Source organism: Microcoleus sp. A6-C6 (assembly GCF_036705955.1).
Lineage (GTDB): Bacteria > Cyanobacteriota > Cyanobacteriia > Cyanobacteriales > Microcoleaceae > Microcoleus.
Genome location: NZ_JAUBVR010000051.1, coordinates 1 through 20,389 on the forward strand (window position 1 = coordinate 1; position 20,389 = coordinate 20,389).

Annotated in this window: 17 protein-coding genes and 2 pseudogenes; 9 read left to right on the top strand and 10 right to left on the bottom strand. The window is 46.4% G+C overall.

Features of this window, described 5'->3' with window-relative positions; translation table 11 throughout:
* Positions 1-77: 77 nt before the first annotated feature.
* A pseudogene (locus tag QUB52_RS19480) lies at positions 78-245 on the top strand (CHAT domain-containing protein); the annotation flags it as partial.
* Between the two features lie 162 nt (positions 246-407).
* Here QUB52_RS19480 and QUB52_RS19485 read toward each other — a convergent pair.
* The gene (locus QUB52_RS19485; protein WP_332974699.1) at positions 408-2,369 is read right to left on the bottom strand and encodes a cation:proton antiporter; all 1,962 of its coding nucleotides are present in this window, start codon (positions 2,367-2,369) and stop codon (positions 408-410) included.
* Positions 2,370-2,649: 280 nt separating this feature from the next.
* Positions 2,650-3,924, bottom strand: coding sequence for a GH25 family lysozyme (locus QUB52_RS19490; RefSeq protein WP_332974701.1), 1,275 nt, complete (start codon positions 3,922-3,924; stop codon positions 2,650-2,652).
* A 240-nt stretch (positions 3,925-4,164) separates the two neighbouring features.
* On the opposite strand from QUB52_RS19490, the gene QUB52_RS19495 reads away from it, so the two are divergent.
* A complete protein-coding gene (locus QUB52_RS19495; RefSeq protein ID WP_265238637.1) occupies positions 4,165-4,659 on the top strand; it encodes a DUF427 domain-containing protein in 495 nt (164 codons plus the stop codon).
* Positions 4,660-4,887: 228 nt separating this feature from the next.
* Positions 4,888-5,154, top strand: a pseudogene (locus QUB52_RS19500) (diguanylate cyclase domain-containing protein); the annotation flags it as partial.
* A gap of 9 nt (positions 5,155-5,163) precedes the next feature.
* On the opposite strand, the gene QUB52_RS19505 reads toward QUB52_RS19500, so the two are convergent.
* On the bottom strand, positions 5,164-6,171 hold the full coding sequence (locus QUB52_RS19505) for a methyltransferase domain-containing protein (RefSeq protein WP_332974702.1): 1,008 nt from the start codon (positions 6,169-6,171) through the stop codon (positions 5,164-5,166).
* Between the two features lie 513 nt (positions 6,172-6,684).
* Here QUB52_RS19505 and trxB point away from each other — a divergent pair.
* The gene (trxB, locus tag QUB52_RS19510; RefSeq protein ID WP_332974704.1) at positions 6,685-8,055 is read left to right on the top strand and encodes a thioredoxin-disulfide reductase; all 1,371 of its coding nucleotides are present in this window, start codon (positions 6,685-6,687) and stop codon (positions 8,053-8,055) included.
* Positions 8,056-8,362: 307 nt separating this feature from the next.
* Here trxB and QUB52_RS19515 read toward each other — a convergent pair whose 3' ends face one another.
* Positions 8,363-8,497 (bottom strand): hypothetical protein, encoded by a 135-nt coding sequence (locus QUB52_RS19515; RefSeq protein WP_332967586.1) that lies wholly within the window; start codon positions 8,495-8,497, stop codon positions 8,363-8,365.
* A 4-nt stretch (positions 8,498-8,501) separates the two neighbouring features.
* Here QUB52_RS19515 and QUB52_RS19520 point away from each other — a divergent pair, with 4 nt between their 5' ends.
* On the top strand, positions 8,502-9,386 hold the full coding sequence (locus QUB52_RS19520; protein ID WP_332967584.1) for an ABC transporter permease: 885 nt from the start codon (positions 8,502-8,504) through the stop codon (positions 9,384-9,386).
* A 498-nt stretch (positions 9,387-9,884) separates the two neighbouring features.
* On the opposite strand, the gene QUB52_RS19525 is transcribed toward QUB52_RS19520, so the two are convergent.
* Positions 9,885-10,067: a hypothetical protein gene (locus QUB52_RS19525; RefSeq protein ID WP_332974705.1), complete on the bottom strand. Its 183-nt coding sequence runs from the start codon at positions 10,065-10,067 to the stop codon at positions 9,885-9,887.
* Between the two features lie 55 nt (positions 10,068-10,122).
* Here QUB52_RS19525 and QUB52_RS19530 point away from each other — a divergent pair, with 55 nt between their 5' ends.
* Positions 10,123-10,839 carry a potassium channel family protein gene (locus QUB52_RS19530; protein ID WP_332974706.1) on the top strand — a complete coding sequence of 239 codons (717 nt, stop codon included), beginning with the start codon at positions 10,123-10,125 and terminating at the stop codon, positions 10,837-10,839.
* Here the strand turns inward: QUB52_RS19530 and QUB52_RS19535 are convergent.
* Positions 10,796-12,415 carry a cation:proton antiporter gene (locus QUB52_RS19535; protein ID WP_332974707.1) on the bottom strand — a complete coding sequence of 540 codons (1,620 nt, stop codon included), beginning with the start codon at positions 12,413-12,415 and terminating at the stop codon, positions 10,796-10,798. The two genes, QUB52_RS19530 and QUB52_RS19535, sit on opposite strands and share 44 nt — an antisense overlap.
* A gap of 1,123 nt (positions 12,416-13,538) precedes the next feature.
* Between QUB52_RS19535 and QUB52_RS19540 the strand changes: the two genes are divergently transcribed.
* Entirely contained in the window at positions 13,539-13,703 is a 165-nt protein-coding gene (locus tag QUB52_RS19540; RefSeq protein WP_265238627.1) for a hypothetical protein, read from the top strand.
* Positions 13,704-13,836: 133 nt separating this feature from the next.
* Here QUB52_RS19540 and QUB52_RS19545 read toward each other — a convergent pair whose 3' ends face one another.
* Entirely contained in the window at positions 13,837-14,142 is a 306-nt protein-coding gene (locus QUB52_RS19545) for a hypothetical protein (RefSeq protein WP_332967578.1), read from the bottom strand.
* Between the two features lie 239 nt (positions 14,143-14,381).
* On the opposite strand from QUB52_RS19545, the gene rpoD reads away from it, so the two are divergent.
* On the top strand, positions 14,382-15,551 hold the full coding sequence (rpoD, locus tag QUB52_RS19550; protein ID WP_265238623.1) for an RNA polymerase sigma factor RpoD: 1,170 nt from the start codon (positions 14,382-14,384) through the stop codon (positions 15,549-15,551).
* 206 nt (positions 15,552-15,757) lie between these two features.
* On the opposite strand, the gene QUB52_RS19555 is transcribed toward rpoD, so the two are convergent.
* Together QUB52_RS19555 and QUB52_RS19560 are read right to left on the bottom strand one after the other, a co-directional pair.
* Positions 15,758-15,910 carry a chlorophyll A-B binding protein gene (locus QUB52_RS19555; RefSeq protein WP_265238621.1) on the bottom strand — a complete coding sequence of 51 codons (153 nt, stop codon included), beginning with the start codon at positions 15,908-15,910 and terminating at the stop codon, positions 15,758-15,760.
* A gap of 126 nt (positions 15,911-16,036) precedes the next feature.
* A complete protein-coding gene (locus QUB52_RS19560) occupies positions 16,037-17,479 on the bottom strand; it encodes an ABC transporter ATP-binding protein (RefSeq protein ID WP_332967577.1) in 1,443 nt (480 codons plus the stop codon).
* 64 nt (positions 17,480-17,543) lie between these two features.
* Here QUB52_RS19560 and QUB52_RS19565 point away from each other — a divergent pair, with 64 nt between their 5' ends.
* On the top strand, positions 17,544-17,678 hold the full coding sequence (locus tag QUB52_RS19565) for a hypothetical protein (RefSeq protein ID WP_332967576.1): 135 nt from the start codon (positions 17,544-17,546) through the stop codon (positions 17,676-17,678).
* Between the two features lie 133 nt (positions 17,679-17,811).
* On the opposite strand, the gene QUB52_RS19570 is transcribed toward QUB52_RS19565, so the two are convergent.
* On the bottom strand, positions 17,812-20,364 hold the full coding sequence (locus tag QUB52_RS19570) for a DNA gyrase/topoisomerase IV subunit A (RefSeq protein ID WP_332967575.1): 2,553 nt from the start codon (positions 20,362-20,364) through the stop codon (positions 17,812-17,814).
* Between the last annotated feature and the right edge of the window lie 25 nt (positions 20,365-20,389).

The following is a 20,389-nucleotide window of genomic DNA, read 5'->3' on the forward strand; positions in this document are numbered from 1 at the left end:
CTATCCTTTCTCTTCGCTGTGCTTATCTCAACGGTCAACTTTCAATTTGATGTATTTGCCAAAGTGAGATGCACCCGTCAGTTCCCGATGCGCCGACATCCGAATTAATGAAAGCATTTTATCAAAACTTGCAAAATAATCCCGACAAAGCACAGGCACTTCGGCAGGCAATGTTAACCACGATGAAAACTCATCCCCAGCCGCGAAATTGGGCGGCGTTCACGTTAATTGGGGAGGCTGAGTAAGGACGATCGCCCTAATCCGCTTGTCGCGATCGATCTGGTATATGTTGTGCATTGAAATTGTATATTTCAATCCCATATCAAAAATTGTCAAATCTTCTCCCCCTCTCCCGCTCTTCCCCTCTAATACCATAGACAATCTAGATGCAACACTGCTTACTGCCCCTAGCGCGAAACTGGCGGTGGCGGCAAAATTTCAGCCTCTTTTACTATTTCCGCTTCTTTCAAAACCGACTCTAAAGCCGGATCGGGAATCGGCACTTCCTCGACTACCTGATGCTTTTCCAAAGTCAGGCGAGATTGCGACGAACCTGACAATCTTTTCAACAATTTCGGTGTAGGATCGTAAAGTAAATAAATAATGCGATCGCCTGCTTCCCAAATCTCGGTCGCTGATACTACTTGCAAGTATCCTTGTCTTTCCAGCAACAGCGGCGCTAACTCCCCAGCCTGAACCAAAGCTTGCAAGTGAGCAATCTGAAACTGCAATCCCTCGCTTTTTAACTCGGTTTCCCCCAATTTTACTTCGTTGTCGCTCAAATATTCGTTCCAATCCTTCAGCGACAAATCGGATACAAACGCTTGATTGATTTTACTGTTATTTGCAGGCGAGTTTGCTTGCTGGTCTTTGGGGAAGATTGCCAAAACCCGCGGCGGTGCAAACTCCTCGGCGGCTCGTTGAGCTAACACTAAGTTTACTTCGCCGTTGTTGGTCATTGCTAAAAATGTTCCCATCGAATCCAGTCCGGCTTCTTCTAACACGCTATGATCCAGAGCGCTGCTCAAAAACACCCGCAAACCTTCTCTTTCTGCTTGCGCGCAAGCTTCCGGGTTGGTGTCGATAATTGCGACAGATTCTCCGCGTTCTTGAAATAAGCGAGCAATTAATCTGCTCAAAGGATTTGACCCGACAATTGCAGCACCGGTTGCCGATTTTAAGGTGACACCCAATATTTGAGCGACCCATCCCGCTGTCAGCCCCTGCACGAAAACTGTCATGATAATTGTCAGGAAAACTAAGGCTTTAATTGAGTCACCGCCGTTGACTCCTCGCTGGGTGAGCAAAATTGCAAATAAAGATGCGATCGAAGCTGAAATAATTCCCCTCGGCGCTACCCAAGAAGCAAATAATTTTTGCCTCCAGTTTAGCCCGCTGTTGATGGTGCAAACCCAAATGTTAATCGGCCTCACTATCCACATTAAAGCTAAAACTGTAAAAAAACTTCCCCAACCGAGGGCGACCACACTAGCGAGGGATAAATCGGCCGCCAACAGCACGAACAGTACGGATATAGCCAGGATTGTGAGCTGACCTTTAAACCTTCTCAGCAGCCTTTCTTCCGGGACAGCAGCGGCTCTGAGGACAATACCTGACAGCACACTTGCCATTAGTCCTGATTCGCTGCGGATTTCTTCTGATAGGCCGAATAATCCCCACAAACCGGCTAAAACTACTAAATTTTTGAGGTCTTCTGACAGGAATTTCGCTCGCTTGAGAATCAGTCCCAGCAGCCAACCGCCGGTAACTCCGATGACTGTGCCAATACCCAGCCGCACAATTAAATCTCTGAACAAAATCAGCAAGTCGGTATTGCCGTTTAAAATAATATTCAGTACCAATACTGCCAGAATTGCCCCAACGGGATCGACTAAAACACCTTCGCCTTCTAGCAAGGCGGCGACTTTTTTGTCTACGGGTACTTGTTTGAGCAAAGGGCCGATGACTGTCGGGCCTGTGACGACTACTAGAGAAGCATACAGAAATGCGATCGGCCAGGGAAATTCTCCTAACCAATGCGCGGCCATTCCGCCGCCAATCAGCGTAATTAAAGTACCTACCGTAACTAAATTGCGGATGCTGCCGGAAACTTTGCCTAAATCTCGCAATTCCAAATTCAAGCCGCCTTCAAACAAAATTAAGGCTACGCAAAGGGATACCATAACTTCCAAGCCGTTGCCCAACAGACTCGGATGCAGGATTCCCAAGCAATCCGGGCCTGCTAAAATGCCGAACAGCAGCAAAAATACGATCGCCGGAACTTTCAGATAAGCGGCCAGAACTTGAGCGCTGATACCACAGGTGACGGTCATGACCATCAACAGGGTGATGTTAAAGGGGATTTCCATAGATACAATTATTACAGGCTGCCCGCTGGGTTTTAAAAGTGCGATCGCGAGTAATTTAAGTACAGGCGCTATATTTGGCGCTGGTACAAACTCGGCACGGCCCTGGTTTTTTTGCGAATAAGATTAAAAAACCTTGATATTGGCTATAACTTTATCAGATAATTCTCTTAGCGTCAAAGATGGGAACAAGCTGTAGCGCCTAAATTGTCTGTTATGTTCGAGGGGGAGAAGGGGAGAGGATTTGACGAGTGGGGAAATAATAAAAATCTCAAATCTCAAATCATTTGGCATTCTGCCACCTGCGCCGAAAATCAGATAAAATTGCCGGCGAGATTTGCCCTTCCAGCCAATCTAATGCCTGATTTTGGTTTGGTGCAGCCCGATAAAATTTGCAGGTGTCTATCAGCCGAATCGGAGAAATTGGGGCAGTAGATTGAGCACGCCACTTTTGCCCAAACTCGGCAATCACAGTCGGAGAAATTTGTTTTTGCAGCCAATCTAAAGCTTGGTCTTGTTCTGCTAAACCGCGATAAAATTTGCCGACATCTATTAATCTCAAATTAGTGTCTGGAGGTACGGCAGTTGTCCGCCACTTTTGAGCAAATTCTCCTAAAACAGAGGTAGAAACTTGACTTTGCAGCCAAATCAAGGCAATATCTTGAGCAGCATTAGCTTGATAAGACGAGAATAGCTTAGTCAGTTGCACAGCCGATACTGGAGTGGGTGTCGGAGTGGGTGTCGGAATTGGAGTTGGTGTCGGCGGTGGAAGGGGAACTATTACTTTTGGAGATTTTTTCATCAAAGCGGCCCAGGTTTTGATACCTGCCATGCCGTCTGCATTGAGACCTTGAGATTTTTGAAACGAGATGAGTGCGGCTGTGGTAGAGGTTCCAAATTTGCCATCCATCGCGCCTTGATAGAAACCTTTACTTCTTAATTGCTTCTGGATGTCTGCAACTTTATAATTGATCGCGCCTTCTCGGACGCTTTCAAAAATATTGGCATCTACATTACCCGAAACGCCGGACACACTGCTAGTGTCGCTGTACTGCCAAAAAGTCCAAGTCTTCCAGCCTCCTGGTACCCAAGGTTCCTCGGCACTGGTATAGTGAGCAATCCACAGTGGGTAATCTGCCAACCGTTGTGTGCCGAGGTTGTCCCAGAATCCGGGGTAAGTGTAGATAATTGGTCGCATCAAGGTGGCTTTTTCGACTGCTTCGAGCCAAATTGTCGCGCGATCGCACAATTCGTCCGCATTCAAACCGCCTGTAGTTTCCAAATCCAAAACTGCCGGCAAATCCCCCGCTGCCAGTTTGACAGTTTTCAGGAACAAATCTATCTGTCCTTGAACGCTGCTTGTCGGTCGAAAAAAATGGTAAGCACCGCGTTGAATCCCCGCCGCTTTCATTCCCGCCCAATTCCGGGCGAAAGTTTGAGAAACTAACGTTGCACCTTCCGTCGATTTGACAAATGCGAACAGAATGCCTCCCTTGGCAACGGCTTGCCAATTGACATTGGGCTGGTAGTCGGAAACATCTATACCGCGAATGCTCATATAGCAGTTGACAGTGGACAGTGGACAGTTGACAGTTGCATGACGGGAATCAAACCATTGATGCTTGACGAGTATCGGCTCTATTCAGGAAGTTATTTATGTCCTCACCGATGTGGCGAATGCTCATATTACGGAGAATAGAGAAAAGCTGAGGACTGTCTGGATTGGCAACTAGACTTAGAATACATTAAATTGTAATCTTCAGCCGCTAATTGTTTTTTTGTAGGGGAGATTGTACAAGTGAACCTCGATCGCATAGAACCAGGCCCTGGTCAAGAGTCTGTTTGGGATTACCCGCGTCCTCCTCGCCTTGAGGAATTGACCAAACACGTACAGATTGTTTTTAATGAAGTGACGATCGCCGACACGCGGCGCGCTCAGCGGTTGTTAGAGACAAGTCACCCTCCTGTCTACTATATCTCCCCCGATGACATCCAAATGGAATATTTACACAAAACTTCACGGGGCTCGTGGTGCGAGTGGAAAGGACAAGCGGGTTATTACACTGTGACGGTAGGCTCGAAGGAAGTTATAAATGCTGGTTGGTTTTATCCTAATCCCAATCAGGTTTTTGCAGCTATCAAAGATTACGTGGCTTTTTATCCTAGCCAGATGGATGCTTGTTATGTAGACGGGGAATTAGTGCAATCTCAACCAGGGGATTTTTACGGAGGTTGGATTACCAAAGATATTGTCGGCCCGTTTAAGGGAGGAGTCGGAACTTGGGGTTGGTGAGAAAATTGTGAAATTGCTTCGTTTCTCACAACGATTCGCGGTTTTGGCTTTTGAGTTGAGGACTGGCACAGAAACCGCGTTTTTTACTCCAAAGAATTGGTTGAAAGCCGGAACCCTGGTAGGGAGAAATTAAAATCAGACTATTCATTACTCCAATCCTCTTCCTTCTTTTGTCAAGAGCTGTCAACTGAATGAAGCACAACTTTGTTATAGCCTTATGGAGGCGAAGAGTTTGTGGTAATTTTGCCCCGGATTTCACCTGAAAGAGCTTTGTGGATTGCCGAGAAAATTCGAGTCTGGCTGAAAGAACTAAAAGTCGAACATATTAATTCGGCGGTGTCTTCTTATGTTACACTGAGTTTGGGAGTAGCGAGTACGGTTCCTCGACTGGAAATTTCCAAAAAAGATTTGATTGCAGCAGCAGACCGTGCGCTTTATCAAGCTAAAGACGGAGGGCGCGATCGAGTAATTTTAGGTAATATAAAGTTAGACTAAATCCCAATTCTACATCCAAGCCCGCTCCGCCGTCCAGTGTCTATCCGAAGATTCATAAATTCTCAAACCCTCCAACCCCGCGCTTTCCACCATTGTCTCAACTTCATCTAGGGAAAAAGCCGCGTGCAGAGAATCGCTAAACAATTGTTTCTGATGCGAGTTACAATCTCCCGCGTACATCTCGACCAAATTATCCCTGATTGTCTCATCCAGAGGCCGCAGTAAATCTCGTAAAAATATTGCTCCGTTCGGTTTTAAGACTCGCTGGACTTCGCGAAAAAATAGCAAGGGGTCGGGCAAATGGTGGATAATGCTGTTAGAAATCACCATGTCAAAATAACTGTCTGGATAGGGCATGGCTTTAGCATCAACTAATTCTAGCTGAATTTGCGATCGCACGCCCGCCTTTTCCACATTCTCCAGTCCTAATCTCAGCATATTTGCCGACAAATCGATGCAAGTCATTTCCCAAGCCGGACGCATTTGAGCAATGGCGATCGGGATTCTCGCCGTACCTGTTCCAGCATCTAAAATTTTCCCACATATCGGCCCGATGGCGATCGCACTTTTAGCAAAAGCCGCATTCACCTCAGAAAAATCCATCGAGTCATACTCAACAGCTTCTTCCCAAGTATCCATAACCTCCGGTTCCAAAACTCGCTGCATAAAACTTGTCTGATTGTCGGACATTTCCAGATACGGGCTGAGTTTCGCCTGCAAAAGCTCTACTAACTCCGGCTCCATATATCTGTAATTATCGGCGATTTGCAGGCAAATAACCTTCTTGCCTGTGAGAGTTTCGGGAAATTTGCTGTGAAGTCGAGATTCATGCTTCTTTTCCATCACAAATATCAAATCAGCCCAGCCGAGCAAGCCTTCAGTTACTCTAATTCTCGCACCTTTTTCCGTGCCAGCCGATCGCGCACTGTACCCGCTAATTTTCTCGCAAATCTTCTCGGCCGTTAAACTCCGCCACTTGTTTTGGCTGCATACAAACAGTATCTTGATTTTATCCATCAGACACAAGTACAAAATTCTCTGTTAATTTGGGAAGAAAGTAAAAATCTTGATCGCATTTTTGTCCGATCGCACCTTACATATCACAATACCTGTACCTTGTCAAATCCGCCAAAGTTTTATTTACAATTCTTAAACTTGAAAAGGCGACTTTTGCATAAGAAATTGTGATTATTGCCTTTATAGATTTTGCTTCTTCCATGTCCTGAAAGGGTTTCAGCCTACTCGCCAAAAAATAGTCATAGCACCGCTTGAGTATCGGAATTGTATAATATCTCAAACGGCGCACTTTCGTCAAGTAAATGAGAATGGAATCAATAGTGAGGGATGGTAATTTTTGGGGATTTTCGGAGATTGATTGAACATTTAAAACTAAATTAGTTTTCTTATCGTATTTGCTTATCAAATTAGCTTTAATTGTCCCGATCGCCCTCAACCCCTCAAAAATAGAAATATGCTCGATCGCTGCTAGAATTGATAAAACGAAGTCGTTATGAGTTCAAATAAATAATTATGACCAACGAAACCGTAGAAAACCTAGTAATTATCGGCTCCGGCCCAGCAGGCTACACCGCAGCCATCTACGCCGGGAGAGCAAACTTAAAACCCGTAGTCTTTGAAGGCTACCAAATGGGAGGCATTCCCGGCGGTCAACTGATGACCACCACAGAAGTCGAAAACTTCCCCGGCTTTCCCGAAGGTATCACCGGGCCGCAACTGATGGATCGGATGAAAGCTCAAGCAGTGCGCTGGGGTGCAGAATTATACACGGAAGATGTAACTTACGTTGATTTAACTCAGCGTCCGTTTACAGTGCGATCGGAAGATAGAGAAATCAAAACCCACACCATAGTAATCGCTACAGGCGCAACTGCAAAAAGATTGGGCTTGCCTAGCGAAGATATTTACTGGAATTTGGGAATATCTGCCTGTGCGATTTGCGACGGTGCTACCCCAATTTTTAAAGGAGTTGATTTAGCTGTCATCGGCGCGGGCGATACCGCAGCGGAAGAATCTATTTATTTGACAAAATACGGCTCTCACGTACATATGCTGGTGCGCAGCGATCGAATGCGGGCTAGCAAGGCTATGCAAGACCGAGTGCTGAGCAATCCTAAAATTACCGTCCACTGGAACACCGAAGCTGTGGATGTTTTGGGAGTGCCGGGGAGCAAAATGGATGGGTTGAAAATTAGAAATATTCAGACTAGCGCTGAGAGTGATTTGCAGGTGAAGGGATTGTTTTATGCGATCGGTCATACTCCCAACACTCAACTGTTCCAAGGTCAGCTAGAACTCGACGAAGTAGGCTACATCGCCACCAAACACGGTGGGGTAGAAACCAGCGTCGAGGGAGTTTACGCTGTGGGCGACGTGCAAGACCACGAGTTTCGTCAAGCCATTACTGCAGCAGGTAGCGGCTGCATGGGGGCGATGTTAGCAGAGCGTTGGCTCTCGGTCAATGCTTTAACACAGGAATTTCATCAAACCGAGGAATCCGAGCAGCCAGCCTCTGCGCCGGAAGCTCCAAAAGTCCGCAAAACCGATGAAAATTTTGATATCGAAGACACGCGCCATGAAGGAGGTTATGCTTTGCGGAAGTTGTTCCACGATAGCGATCGACTAATTGTGGTCAAATACTCCGCTCCGACTTGCGGCCCTTGTCACAGTCTCAAACCGATTTTGAGTAAAGTAGTAGATGAGTTCGAGGGCAAAATTCACTATGTGGAAATCGACATTGAAGAAGATCCAGAAATTGCTGAAAATGCTGGCGTGACTGGTACGCCGACGATTCAGTATTTCAAAGACAAAGAATTGGTAGTCGAACTCAAAGGAGTTAAGCCAAAAAGTCAGTATCGGCAATTGATTGAGAGTAATTTATAGTAGCCGTGGTCAGAAACCGGGTTTTTCACGAAAATACCTGTTGTAGCCCGATAACCTACAAAAAACCCGGTTTCTTTAGTCACAGCCAGCGATCGACAATCCAGTTTCTAGCTTGCACAATCGTCAGCTCACTTTTGAGGCGAGAAACCGGGTTTTTAGCGCTATCCCGGACTCCGCGCCACATTTTCGTAAAAAACCCGGTTTCTAACCAGTATTAAGGGCGTAATGGAGAAAATGTTCGGCTATTTCAGGTTTTGTGAGGCTTTCTGCTACTAGAATCTAAAAGTCTCATATTTGTCGATCGCAATTATAGCAACCACACCCACCGCTTAAAACCTTCTGAATTGCTAAAACCCCTTCTTCCCTCTTCCTGAATTTCCCCCCTTGGGGGGGGCAGGGGGGGGTTGACTTCTTCCCTCTTCCTTCTTCCCTCTTCCTTCATAAATATGACTCAAAGCCGCCTCCGACTGCCACGATTTCTCAACACTGCCTCACCGTCAAGCCTGTCAATGAAAATGATGTGGGCGGGTTTAACAATAACTGCCGTGTTTATATTGGTAGCCACCTTGTCTCCGGCTATGCAGACTTGGGGATGGCTGCAAAATCCTACCGATGCTTTGATTAATCCTATCCACGAACCGCCGTCGGCGAATTATTGGTTTGGGACTAGCCGCAGTGGCTACGATGTTTTTTCCCGCACCCTGTTTGCTTCGCGGGCGGCTTGGCAAGTGGTGATTTTAGCCACAGCTTTGAGCTTGTTTATCGGTGTACCTTTGGGTTTGGTTAGCGGTTATTTGGGCGGTAAGCTCGATCGCGTGTTGTTATTTTTAATGGATACAATTTATACTTTGCCGGGGCTGCTGCTGTCTCTGACACTGGCGTTTGTAGTGGGAAGAGGAGTTTTCAATGCTGCGATCGCCCTAAGCATTTCCTATATCCCTCAATACTACCGCGTCGTCAGGAATCACACCACCAGCGTCAAAAACGAATTATTCGTCGAAGCCGCACGAGCAATGGGTGCTGACACTTGGACAGTCCTTTCGCGCTACCTATTTCTGAATGTGATTCAGAGTGTACCCGTGCTATTTGCGCTCAACGCCGCTGATGCAATTCTAACATTAGGAGGCTTAGGATTTCTCGGTTTAGGACTCCCCGAAGAAACTCCAGAATGGGGACACGATTTGCGTTTAGCCTTAGATGCGCTACCCACCGGCATTTGGTGGACAGCCTTGTTTCCCGGTTTGGCCATGACTTTAATGGTAGTCGGGCTGTCTTTAGTAGGAGAAGGATTGAACGAATTTGTCAATCCTCGGCTGCGGAATCAACAGTAATTTGTCTCGCGGTTAAATTAAGTTCCCCGTCAGGACTTTAGTTTTTTATTCTTCTGTGTTCTTCCTTCACGTTCTTTGCGTCTTCGCGGTTCGTTAAATAGGTATTATTTAACGAACTGGCGGTTCAGAATCAGGTGAGGTACTCGCCAGTTAATTACTAATTCCATAATTACCCAATCTCAAATCGAAAATCTAAATCTATAAACTGTTGTGCATTTAAATTGTATATTTTGATGACAATCAAAAACTTGTCAAATCCTCTCCCCCTCTCCCCCTCAATCGCCATACACAATCTATATGAACAACAGCTTACTTGAGAATTGCTATATCGTCAATGTGATGTCAATTATCCAAACTTTGGGAGTGCTGACTGAATAGTTTTCACCAACAAAAGACACCAATCAGTTGGAAAGGATACTGGAAAGACCAACTATATAGAAAAATCGAATAATACGATAATACAAAGGATAAACCTCTTGCAAAATTTACAAATTATCTTTACAAACATCTGCGTTTATCTGTGTTTATCTGCTTTTTATCTGCGGTTTGTAGATCGATCCCGTGACTTAAGCAAGAAGTCTCTACTTCCAACAAACGATCGACTCTAGCTTGAGAAAAGCGAATCAGGTAGTCGTTTCCCAAGTGAAAAGCGTAAAATTTACCTGCTGTGACTTGCACCATTGAGAAGCTTATAGTGCTAAATCAGTAGTGTTCATTTTTAGGGCGATAGTTAGTTATGTATGTATTAATTGGTGGAGCAGGAATGATGGGGCTGGATTTAGCCCAGCAGTTATTAAAACTCGGTCACACAGTTGCGATCGTCGATACCGACCCCCTTGCGTGTCGCTTTGCCCGTGAAAAAATTGGGGTGATGGCATTTGAGGGCAGTGCAGTCAGTACAACGGTTCTGATCGAAGCAGGAATCAAACAAGCCAACGCAGTCGTTACAGCCCTCAGAGATGATGCCTTGAATTTAGCGTTGATCACATTGTCCAGAAGCTATGGCATTTCCCATATTGTGGTGCGAATGCGCGATCGCGAATTCCTAGAAGCCTATCGCCTCGCTCAAGCCAGCCACATTATCAGCACCACTGATTTAGCAGTCGCAACAATGGCAAATGCGATCGAATACCCGGAAGTTGAGTCGATGATGCACTTTGAGCAAGGACAAGTGGAGGTGCTGAAGCTGCCCGTTCCAGGCGATTGTTATGTGGCCGGTCGCACCGTTGCCCACATTGCTCAAGACCCCCGCTTTCCAACAGGTTCGCTGATCATTGGTTATCAATGCCATGCCTGCGCCAATTTGGAGATTCCAAACGGCAACACCGTTCTTGAAGCAGGTTCTACGATCCTGGTTGTTACCCGTCCTGAGCTAGTTCACCCCATAATTGATTATTTGGGCATTCGCGCTAGTCATCTTCCAATTTTAGAAGTTTCTCATCCAAATCTTTAATGTAGGGCCCAACCAGTTCTTCGGGAATGATGCGCTTCCGCAGCGCATCGCTAACGGCCCCCTTTTCCGCTAAAAGCAATCGCCGTCGAATTGTATCTAACCCAGCCCGATCGCCCTTGATGTGACTTGCTCGATGTTGATTGTAGAGTTCGCGCAGCACACGCTCCGACTGTGCCACCCGTGCCTGATAGGATGCCCATAGCTCTTCGTAGACTGCCTTGGGCAATACGCCTGATTTCAGCAAACTATCTAGCTCGTCTTGAGCGGCCTTGCAAGCAATCAACTGAATCTGTAACTGCCCAGTTTCCTGCGTGACATCAGAAACACCGCTAATTTTCAGCCGTTTGACAAACCAAGGTAAACTTAATCCCTGCCCAACCAGAGAGAACAGAACAGCACCGAAAACCAGCGCAATAATGTTATCCCGTCCTGGCAAAGTCAGCGGAATACTTACAGCCAATGCCATTGAAAGAGAGCCTTTAATGTTCCCTAAAAATAAAATATGCTGCCAGCGTAGGGGAATCGGACGATCGAACCACCGCAGACCCGCTAACAACGGATAGACCGAAAGAATCCGTCCCAGTTGATAGGCTAGGATGACGAACAGAATAGATGGCAAAATGCTCAACAAAGTGCCTGGGTTAATTTCGATGCCGATCAGGAGAAAAATAAAGGTGTTGACACTAAACCCCGCATATTCCCAGAAACTCAATAACGTGATTCGATCCGAGGCAGACGAACTGCGAGGAAGCCCAAGGTTGCCAAAAATGAGTCCGGCGATGACCACAGCCACCGCACCCGACACTCCCAAAAATTGCGCGATCTGGAAGGTTCCTAATGCTAGAGCGACGGTTAGCAAGAGACTACTCAACGGATCGTTTAAACGAACAAATATCGGTAGGCTCAAGTAGCCGAAGATGGCGCCCACGAGTGCCCCACCCAAGGCGACTAGGAGTAGTTCCTTCAGGCCTTGCATAGCGGTGAGAGATCCTGTCGAATAAATGACCAAAACCAAATTGAATGAAATCAGAGCAGCCGCATCGTTGAACAGGGTTTCTCCTTCGACAATGGTGGATAATCTCGAAGGCACGCGGATCTCCTTAAAAACCGCGATCATCGAGACAGTATCAGTGTTTGCCAAAATGACTCCGATCAGTAATGCGGGAATCCAGTTTAGCCCCAGTCCAAATTTAACCAGAACAGCGATAATTGCCGACGAAAAGATCGAGCCTGGTCCCGCTAGAATTGCGATCGCTTTAAAGGTGCTTCGCAGACGGCTGATATCCGTATTGATTGCCGCTTCAAAAATCAGAATGGGCAAAAAAAGATTCAACACTAAAGAAGGGTCTAAACCAATTCGACGCGACAAGAGTTCTGTAATTGGCAAACCTGCTAGCACTAAACCCGTAACATAGGGAATTCGCAGTCGCTGAGCGATCAGTGCAACCGCTGTTGCAATCATCAGCAGAATGATTAGGATAATGACTAATTCAGGAATGCTCCCTGCCGTTTGGCTATCTGTTGCAGCAGGATTGTTGCCCAAGGGGGTCTGTTGCGCTATAATCCACTCCATCATTGATACTCCTCCAATAAACTCGCTTGCCTCACAGAAATTGAGAGCTTAGCTACTGTTTGAGTCTACAGGAGACCATTCACTTTGTTGTGTGCCTGCAATGTATGTGGTGTATTTAGATGAATGCCGCTACAACTGAAACAACTTCTCTGAGTTGCTTGGACGATTTAGGCGATCGTCTCAGGGAAAACCCATCTTAATAGTTCAACAACCTGAAAAAGGAAGAGAAAAGCAACGAAAAAATTAAAAATTTAAGGGATATGCAGCATCAATAATCAACAGGTCTAATCAACTTGGCCAGGGTTTTCAGTACAGACACGGAGCAAAATTTTTTCCTGATAGCGAAATACCCTAGCTATCGAGCCGCATGATTTAAACCAGAGTGGGGGATCGAGCCCGGATACCTGCTTTCGGAGGACAGGCTGTAAATAAATGTAACAAAAATCTTAACATAGCACCAGAGTCGTATTGCTTAAAAGCTTTGAACGAACTCGGCAGCTTTTGTCCGGTCAAACAGCAAGCACATCGCTACACTGGGTAAGTTTCTTTTTTTTTAAAGTTATCCTCCGCCCTCCGTTGCAGCAGCGTCTGCTGGGGCTTTGTTCTGTCTGCTGGAAATTTTTCACACAACACCAGTAATTTTACTTAAAATTGATGAATTTGCTTTGTCAAAGCTTCACACTGTTAGGATATATTTAAAGTAAATATGAAGTTGTGGTTCCGGAAAATAGCGAATTGTCTTGCTTGTGAGAATGTGCGATCGCGCAAGTGCGAGCCGAAAGCCAACAAATTTTAGAGAAGTTTGCAGCCGGGAGTTGCGTGGCGGGTTAACTCTGATTACAATTTATCCGGGTGGTTTTTGCCACCCTCCGCGACAAATTCGTGTGGAACTGCTTAAATGAGAATGTGACGTTAAGAACTTAATGTGATTTAACGTCAAAATTAAACCCAATTTCTGAGATTTGAGCTAACTTAACAAAGAAAGCCCCTGTTGCACTACTAAACCCGCAACGCTTCATTTGGGGTCATAGTCGGTCTCTAATCTGGAGTTGCCGACTTACAACGAAAGCTCGTAAGCTTTATTCAATCGCACATTGCGTATGATTCAATTCAGGGAAACAGGGTAATGATGGGTGCATCTACACGGATTGTATTGGTCCTAATTCCGGCAAGTCAACAATTGTCTGCTAACTGTCTGGCCAACTACGCCGCAGCCGTTCACCCAGATATGCGCAGCAAACAGCGCCGTTCGATCGCGTCCAAGTTTTTGCGGGCCGTTCTCAGGATTTAACTGAGCCCGATATCAGTCAGTATTGTTAAGCTAAGCTGACAAAGTTCTTCTGGTTCTTGACAAAAAACGGAAAATAACTTCCATTTTTTGTGAGAACGGCTACAATCGGAAGGGTCTTTGTAAGATCCGATTCTCACCGTTTGGTACTCCGACCCTCTGCTGTTACATTTGACAGCAGACCCGCATCCAAGGTGGCGAAAGTTTGCCGTGCAACTGTGATGTCTGACGACATCGTGAAAGCAGCAAGCAAATCAAAAGTGGGACACCCCATAACAAAAAAGTTAGAGGGCTCCGTGCCGGAAAACTTGTACGGGTGAAAAATCGAAGTACCGAGTAAAAAAAGCCAGTATTTGTTGAGGTGCGATCGCATCTCTGGGTTCAATTCTCGCTTGCCCGGTATCGCAGATGATGCGGTAACTCGTTGCTTTGCAGTAGCCACACGCTCAATCTAAGGTTGCGACATAAAACCCTGGGATCAATAAATGCGATCGCTACTTCAAACCAGAACTTGAACTTTGACCCAGAACTGGTGCAATTTCGGTAACAACTTCAGTTACAGACCAAAAACCCATTATTTCTTCCTGCGGGAATGTCAATACTGGCTAACTTGTCTAAACTACAAACAGACACTATTCCACTGTTATTTATTCTTGAATTTAGGAGCATGAGGAAGGCGGCATGATCCAGACTAACACCGTACTAGAAACCAAAATCAAACCCAAAATGGAAACAATCGATTTGCTTCGGAGCCCCGAAAGCGTTCTACCTGAGAGCGAGTTAGAACTCTTTATCGACGAAGAAGATGATCGAGAAGATTTTCTAGAAAATCCATCTGAGGAAGAAGACACTAAATCTGCCAAAGGTGTCAAAGCTCGTCGTCGGGCTCAGGCAAAGAAAAAGCATTATACTGAAGACTCTATTCGTCTTTACCTGCAAGAAATCGGTCGGATTCGACTGTTGCGAGCCGACGAAGAGATTGAACTCGCCCGTAAGATTGCAGATTTGCTGGAATTAGAGCGAGTTCGAGAACAACTTCTCGAAGAGTTAGACCGCGAACCCAAAGATAATGAATGGGCTAATGCTGTAGATATGGCACTACCTGCATTTCGTCACCGACTCCACGTCGGTCGGCGGGCGAAGGAGAAAATGGTGCAATCAAACCTGCGTTTGGTGGTATCGATCGCCAAAAAGTACATGAATCGCGGTTTGTCGTTCCAAGATTTGATTCAGGAAGGCTCTTTGGGTCTGATTCGGGCTGCTGAAAAATTCGATCACGAAAAAGGCTACAAATTTTCCACCTATGCAACTTGGTGGATACGTCAAGCCATCACCAGAGCAATCGCCGATCAATCCCGGACTATCCGCTTACCGGTTCACCTTTACGAAACCATCTCGCGGATTAAGAAAACCACCAAACTGCTTTCTCAGGAAATGGGTCGCAAGCCTACGGAAGAAGAAATCGCCACTAAGATGGAGATGACGATCGAGAAGTTGCGCTTCATTGCTAAATCCGCACAGTTGCCTATTTCTTTAGAAACTCCGATCGGCAAAGAAGAAGACTCGCGTTTAGGAGACTTTATTGAATCTGACGGGGAAACGCCAGAAGATCAAGTCTCGAAAAACTTGCTCAGAGAAGATTTGGAAAGCGTTTTAGATACCCTCAGCCCACGAGAACGAGATGTACTCCGGCTGCGTTACGGCTTAGACGACGGGCGGATGAAGACCTTAGAGGAAATTGGTCAAATCTTTAACGTCACTCGCGAGAGGATTCGCCAAATCGAGGCTAAAGCTCTGCGGAAGTTGCGCCATCCCAACCGTAACAGCATCTTGAAAGAATATATCCGCTAGAGTAATTTTCTAGCATCACCCAAAAGAGTGATTCGCTCTTTTGGGGTGGAACCCCCATCCCAAAAGAGCGATCGCTTCTAAATTTGTACTACTACATACATCGTGGTAATTCCTGATTAGTAGATAGTCAATTGCCATTAAAAATTTTGGGAGTCCCTGATGGAACCCCCAAGCTTTGCAGTGTCTGAAAAGTCTTAACTAGAAAATTAGATCAGGCCCCAGAAGTGAAGCAAGCCTTGACCGGAAACCAATTCAATGACGACAGCGGCAGAGAAACCAATCATTGCTAAACGACCGTTCCAATTTTCAGCTCCTTCGCTGAAGCCCCAGTTCCAAGCGTTGCGTTTTTGTTCTTGCATAGTATGAACTTCCTTCGTTAACTTTTGTAAGGCTTATGTAAATTAATATAACATTCACTTGAATAAAATGCAACTGTGTGGTGCGTGATATTTGTCATAAAGGTCGATCGACCTTTCTCATGTTCCCTAACGAGGAAAAATCGCCAACTCGGTATCCGGGTCAAACAAGTGAATCTTGTCATGGGTGATCGCCAGCCAAAGCTCCTCACCAACACGGATCGATCGCTCAGGAGGAACCCGCACCTGCATCCGCACAGCCGGAGCATCAGTCAAACACACCCGCAAATAAGTTTCGTGTCCCAAAGCCTCCACAATTTCCACTTGTACAGACAGATTTTTGGTAGCAGGAGGGTGAATGCTCAGATGTTCTGGGCGGATGCCCAAAATTAGCCCTCGCCCGTCATATTTTTGTAGATTTTTCGCCCAAATATCAGGTAAAGTAAAGCGAAATTGCGGGTGAGAAATCAACAACGGGGCGGTAAATTGCACAGGGAAAAAATTCATCGGCGGAGAACCGATAAACTCAGCCACAAACAGATTAGCCGGCTTGTTGTAAAGCTCCAGAGGTTGAGCGACTTGCTGAAGCTGACCTGCATTCATAATAGCAATGCGATCGCCCATAGTCATCGCCTCAGTTTGGTCGTGAGTCACATAAATAGTGGTAGTGCCCAACTGGCGCTGCAACTGCACAATTTGCGATCGAGTTTCCGCCCTCAACTTCGCATCAAGATTCGATAGCGGTTCGTCCATCAAAAACACTGCGGGATTTCGAGCCATCGCCCTCCCCAAAGCCACCCGCTGCTTTTGCCCTCCTGAAAGTTGTTTCGGCAAGCGATTTAACAGCGGTTCTATTTGCAATAATTGAGCTACCGCCCTAACTCGTTCTCCTACCGCCTTCTCCCGTTCCGACAAATAGCGCAAACCCGGAGGAAGCTTGCGAGTTGCTCCTACCAAAAAATCCTCCCCTAAAGTATATATGCGATCGTTGTTTACAGTATTAGAAGCTAAATAATTAATCACCTCTTCTAGCTTCTTTTGGATGACTTCTGCCTGAACCCGGCTGCTTTTTTCTGTCTCTGTCTCTGTCTTTTCTTCGCTCTTCCTTCTTCGCTCTTCCTTCTTCCCTCTTCCTTCTTCGCTCTTCCCTCTTCCCTCTTCCTTCTTCCCTGTTCCTTCTTCCGTTTGTGAGCGACGTAATCCAAAGGCGAGATTATCGTAAACTGTTAAGTGAGGATAGAGAGCATAATTTTGAAATACCATAGCGATATCTCGGTCTTTAGGAGGCAAATCGTTAACGAGCCGATCGCCAATCCAGATATTTCCCGCTGTCAAAACTTCCAAACCGGCGATCGATCGCAGCAAAGTGCTTTTTCCGCAGCCAGAAGGCCCCACCAGCACCATAAATTCTCCGTCTTCGACCGTCAGGTTAATCCGCCGCAAAACAGTGTTAGACGAAGAGCTAGGAGTCTCTATTGATACACTTTCTGCGACGTTGTTTGCTGCTTTTTCCTGTTCTCCTTGGCGGAGTGGAAAACTTTTGTAGATATTTTCTAATACAACTTTCGCCATCGGACAATTTTAGATTTTAGATTTTAGACTAGGGCATGGGGAATTGGGAATTGGGAATTGGTAATTGGTAATTGGGAATTGGGAATTGGTAATTGGTAATTGGGAATTGGGAATTGGTAATTGGGAATTGGGAATTGGTAATTGGGATATTCAAGGAAGGAGGAAGTTCGGCAACGAGCCGTGTACAGGATTTAAATGATTTAACGGATGGATGTTGAAGTCAGAAGTCAGAGGTCACAAATCAGATTAATGCCCAATGCCCAATGCCCAATCCCTCCGCTTCGCTTCGCCCAATGCCCAATGCCCAATGCCCAATGCCCAATGCCCAATGACTATTGACTGCTAATAACCTTAATAATTTTCTCACCAGGATTGAGGTCAAAAACCCGATCGCCCGGAGCATCTTTCCCCCAAAAAGCTATAGCATCAGTAGTCGATCGCAGCAAGCGACCAGAAGTAGTAAAAAGTTTAACATCCGTACCCGGAACAGCGCGCAGCAAGCCAACCAAAGCATCTTTAGGCTCTGTAAAGCGAAAAGCTTGAGTGCCAATTTCGCCACGGTTAGTAAGTCTAACAGAACCCGCAGGCATTCGTTTAGCCCAACCCAACTCCGAAAATAGTACCAGACTGTCTTCCCGGTCGATCGTAATACAACCCACCAACTGTTCCTGCTTCCGCAACCTAGTCACTTGAGAACCCTGGGCGGTGCGGCCCATTGGCGGCAATTGTTCGTCATCGATATCAAATCGGAGGACTCGGCCTCCCGAAGTTGCAACAGCCACTTGGTCGCCAACTTTGCTAAGACTTGCGCAGCGCAGTCGATCGTCCTCCTTGAGTTTAACAACAGTAATGCCACGATTAGTCAACTCAGCAAATTCCTGCATCGGCAAGCGCTTAATTTTGCCTTGCTGAGTCAGAGTTACTAAATCGGCCGCCTCCGAATTGTCCGGCAAAATAAAGTGTGCAACTGTGATTTCCGAGAAAGCACGACCTGCACTTTCTTTAGTAGCACTGGGCGACAACAAACCAACAATCGGCGTTCCCCGGTCTTTGGCGCTACTACTAGGAATATCAGCCACTTTTAGCGGGTAAGCTTTGCCATTAGGAGTTAAGACTACCAAAGTGCGATCGGTTTTCGTCAGGTTAGCCGTCACAATAAAATCTTCATTTTTTTCTAAAGCTGAAACCGATTTTTCGCGACTTTTCGAGCGCGGACGTTCCCCAGCCGGCAAGCGTCGCACATACTGCTTGTGCGAAAATTCAACAATAGTTTCCTCTGGCTCTAGAACGGGCAATAAGTTAGGCGAAATTGTTGCCGGCAACAACGGTTTTACACCAGCGTTTTTCTTGCCAGAAGCTTGTGGTTCGGCAGTTGTCGCGCGTCCAGTTCCATTGGCGAATTTAGTGCGGCGGGGGTCAGCGTACTTGCGTTTTAGCGATCGCAATTCCTTCTTTAAAGCCTTCAAAAGTTCGCGTCTGTCACTCAACAACCGCTGTAATTCTTGAATATTCCCCGTCAACTCATCCAACTCAGCTTGCAAATGTTGCCTTTCCAAACCAGTCAGCCTGCGCATCGGCATCGCCAAAATTGCATCAGATTGACTTTCGCTCAAATTAAGACGAACTTGGAAAGTTTGCTTAGCAGTAGTACCGTCAGGAGAATTTCGCAGAATGTCGATCGTAGTATCGAGATTTGTCAAAGCCAACATTAAGCCTTGGACAATGTGACAGCGACGTTCTGCCGCCTGCAACTCGTAATTGTAGCGGCGTGTCAGAGTCACTTCTCGGAAATCCAGAAATTCCTGCAACAACTGTCTAAGTGTCAACTGTCGCGGTTGACCATTGACAATTGCCAACAAAATCGCGCCAAAATTTGTTTGCAGGTCAGTTTGTTGATAAAGACGAGCCAGCACCGCTTCCGGGGTAAATTCCCGCTTGAGTTCAATCACAACTCGAATCCCCTCGCGATCGCTCTCATCGCGTAAATCAGAGATACCATCAAGACGGCCGGCATTCACCAAATCCGCCACCTTTTCAATCCAAGCCGCCTTATTCACCTGAAACGGAAACTCCGTCACGATAATCGCTGTTTTAGTCCGCACCTTGCGATTACCAGGCACTTCTTCCACTCCAGCCACACCCCTGACCGCAATGCTACCTCGACCCTTAGTGTAGGCATCAACAATGCCCTCTGTAGAGACGATTTCCCCTCCGGTTGGAAAATCCGGGCCCGGAATTAATTCGATCAACTTCTCATCCGAGAGTTCTGGATTTTCAATCAAAGCAATTAAACCGTCCACCACCTCGCCCAAATTGTGAGGCGGAATATTAGTTGCCATCCCCACAGCAATTCCGGTACAGCCATTGAGTACCAGAAACGGCAACTGAGCAGGTAGTGCCGTCGGTTCCTGTTCGGAACTGTCAAAGTTACCAGTAAAATCAACGGTTGCCTCGCCGACTTGGGTTAGCATGGCTTCGTGGGCGATCGATGCCAGCCTAGTTTCCGTGTAGCGCATCGCAGCAGCCGGGTCATTGTCCACCGAACCGAAATTGCCATGACCAGCCAGCAAAGGATAGCGGCTCGAAAACTCCTGAACCATTCGCACCAGAGCGTCGTAAACCGATTGGTCGCCGTGGGGGTGATATTTCCCCAAAACATCTCCAACTACCCGCGCGCACTTGCGATAAGGTCGGTCTGGTGTCAAACCGAGTTCGTGCATCGCGAATAAAATTCGACGGTGAACCGGTTTTAAACCGTCGCGGACATCAGGCAAAGCTCGCCCGACGATCACACTCATGGCATATTCGAGGTACGATTGCTGCATCTCGGTATGCAGAGGCGTAGAAATTACTTGCCCGGAAAGTAGGTTGAGTTGTTTAGCCATGAGTCCTTGTGTCCGTTAATTCCTG

Excerpts from the sequence above, each read along its gene's own strand:
- QUB52_RS19485 (WP_332974699.1), bottom strand. The coding sequence starts at position 2,369 with ATGGAAATCCCCTTTAACATCACCCTGTTGATGGTCATGACCGTCACC.
- QUB52_RS19490 (WP_332974701.1), bottom strand. The coding sequence starts at position 3,924 with ATGAGCATTCGCGGTATAGATGTTTCCGACTACCAGCCCAATGTCAAT.
- QUB52_RS19505 (WP_332974702.1), bottom strand. The coding sequence starts at position 6,171 with ATGGATAAAATCAAGATACTGTTTGTATGCAGCCAAAACAAGTGGCGG.
- trxB (WP_332974704.1), top strand. The coding sequence starts at position 6,685 with ATGACCAACGAAACCGTAGAAAACCTAGTAATTATCGGCTCCGGCCCA.
- QUB52_RS19515 (WP_332967586.1), bottom strand. The coding sequence starts at position 8,497 with ATGAAGGAAGAGGGAAGAAGGAAGAGGGAAGAAGTCAACCCCCCCCTG.
- QUB52_RS19520 (WP_332967584.1), top strand. The coding sequence starts at position 8,502 with ATGACTCAAAGCCGCCTCCGACTGCCACGATTTCTCAACACTGCCTCA.
- QUB52_RS19525 (WP_332974705.1), bottom strand. The coding sequence starts at position 10,067 with ATGGTGCAAGTCACAGCAGGTAAATTTTACGCTTTTCACTTGGGAAAC.
- QUB52_RS19530 (WP_332974706.1), top strand. The coding sequence starts at position 10,123 with ATGTATGTATTAATTGGTGGAGCAGGAATGATGGGGCTGGATTTAGCC.
- QUB52_RS19535 (WP_332974707.1), bottom strand. The coding sequence starts at position 12,415 with ATGATGGAGTGGATTATAGCGCAACAGACCCCCTTGGGCAACAATCCT.
- QUB52_RS19540 (WP_265238627.1), top strand. The coding sequence starts at position 13,539 with ATGATGGGTGCATCTACACGGATTGTATTGGTCCTAATTCCGGCAAGT.
- rpoD (WP_265238623.1), top strand. The coding sequence starts at position 14,382 with ATGATCCAGACTAACACCGTACTAGAAACCAAAATCAAACCCAAAATG.
- QUB52_RS19555 (WP_265238621.1), bottom strand. The coding sequence starts at position 15,910 with ATGCAAGAACAAAAACGCAACGCTTGGAACTGGGGCTTCAGCGAAGGA.
- QUB52_RS19560 (WP_332967577.1), bottom strand. The coding sequence starts at position 17,479 with ATGGCGAAAGTTGTATTAGAAAATATCTACAAAAGTTTTCCACTCCGC.
- QUB52_RS19570 (WP_332967575.1), bottom strand. The coding sequence starts at position 20,364 with ATGGCTAAACAACTCAACCTACTTTCCGGGCAAGTAATTTCTACGCCT.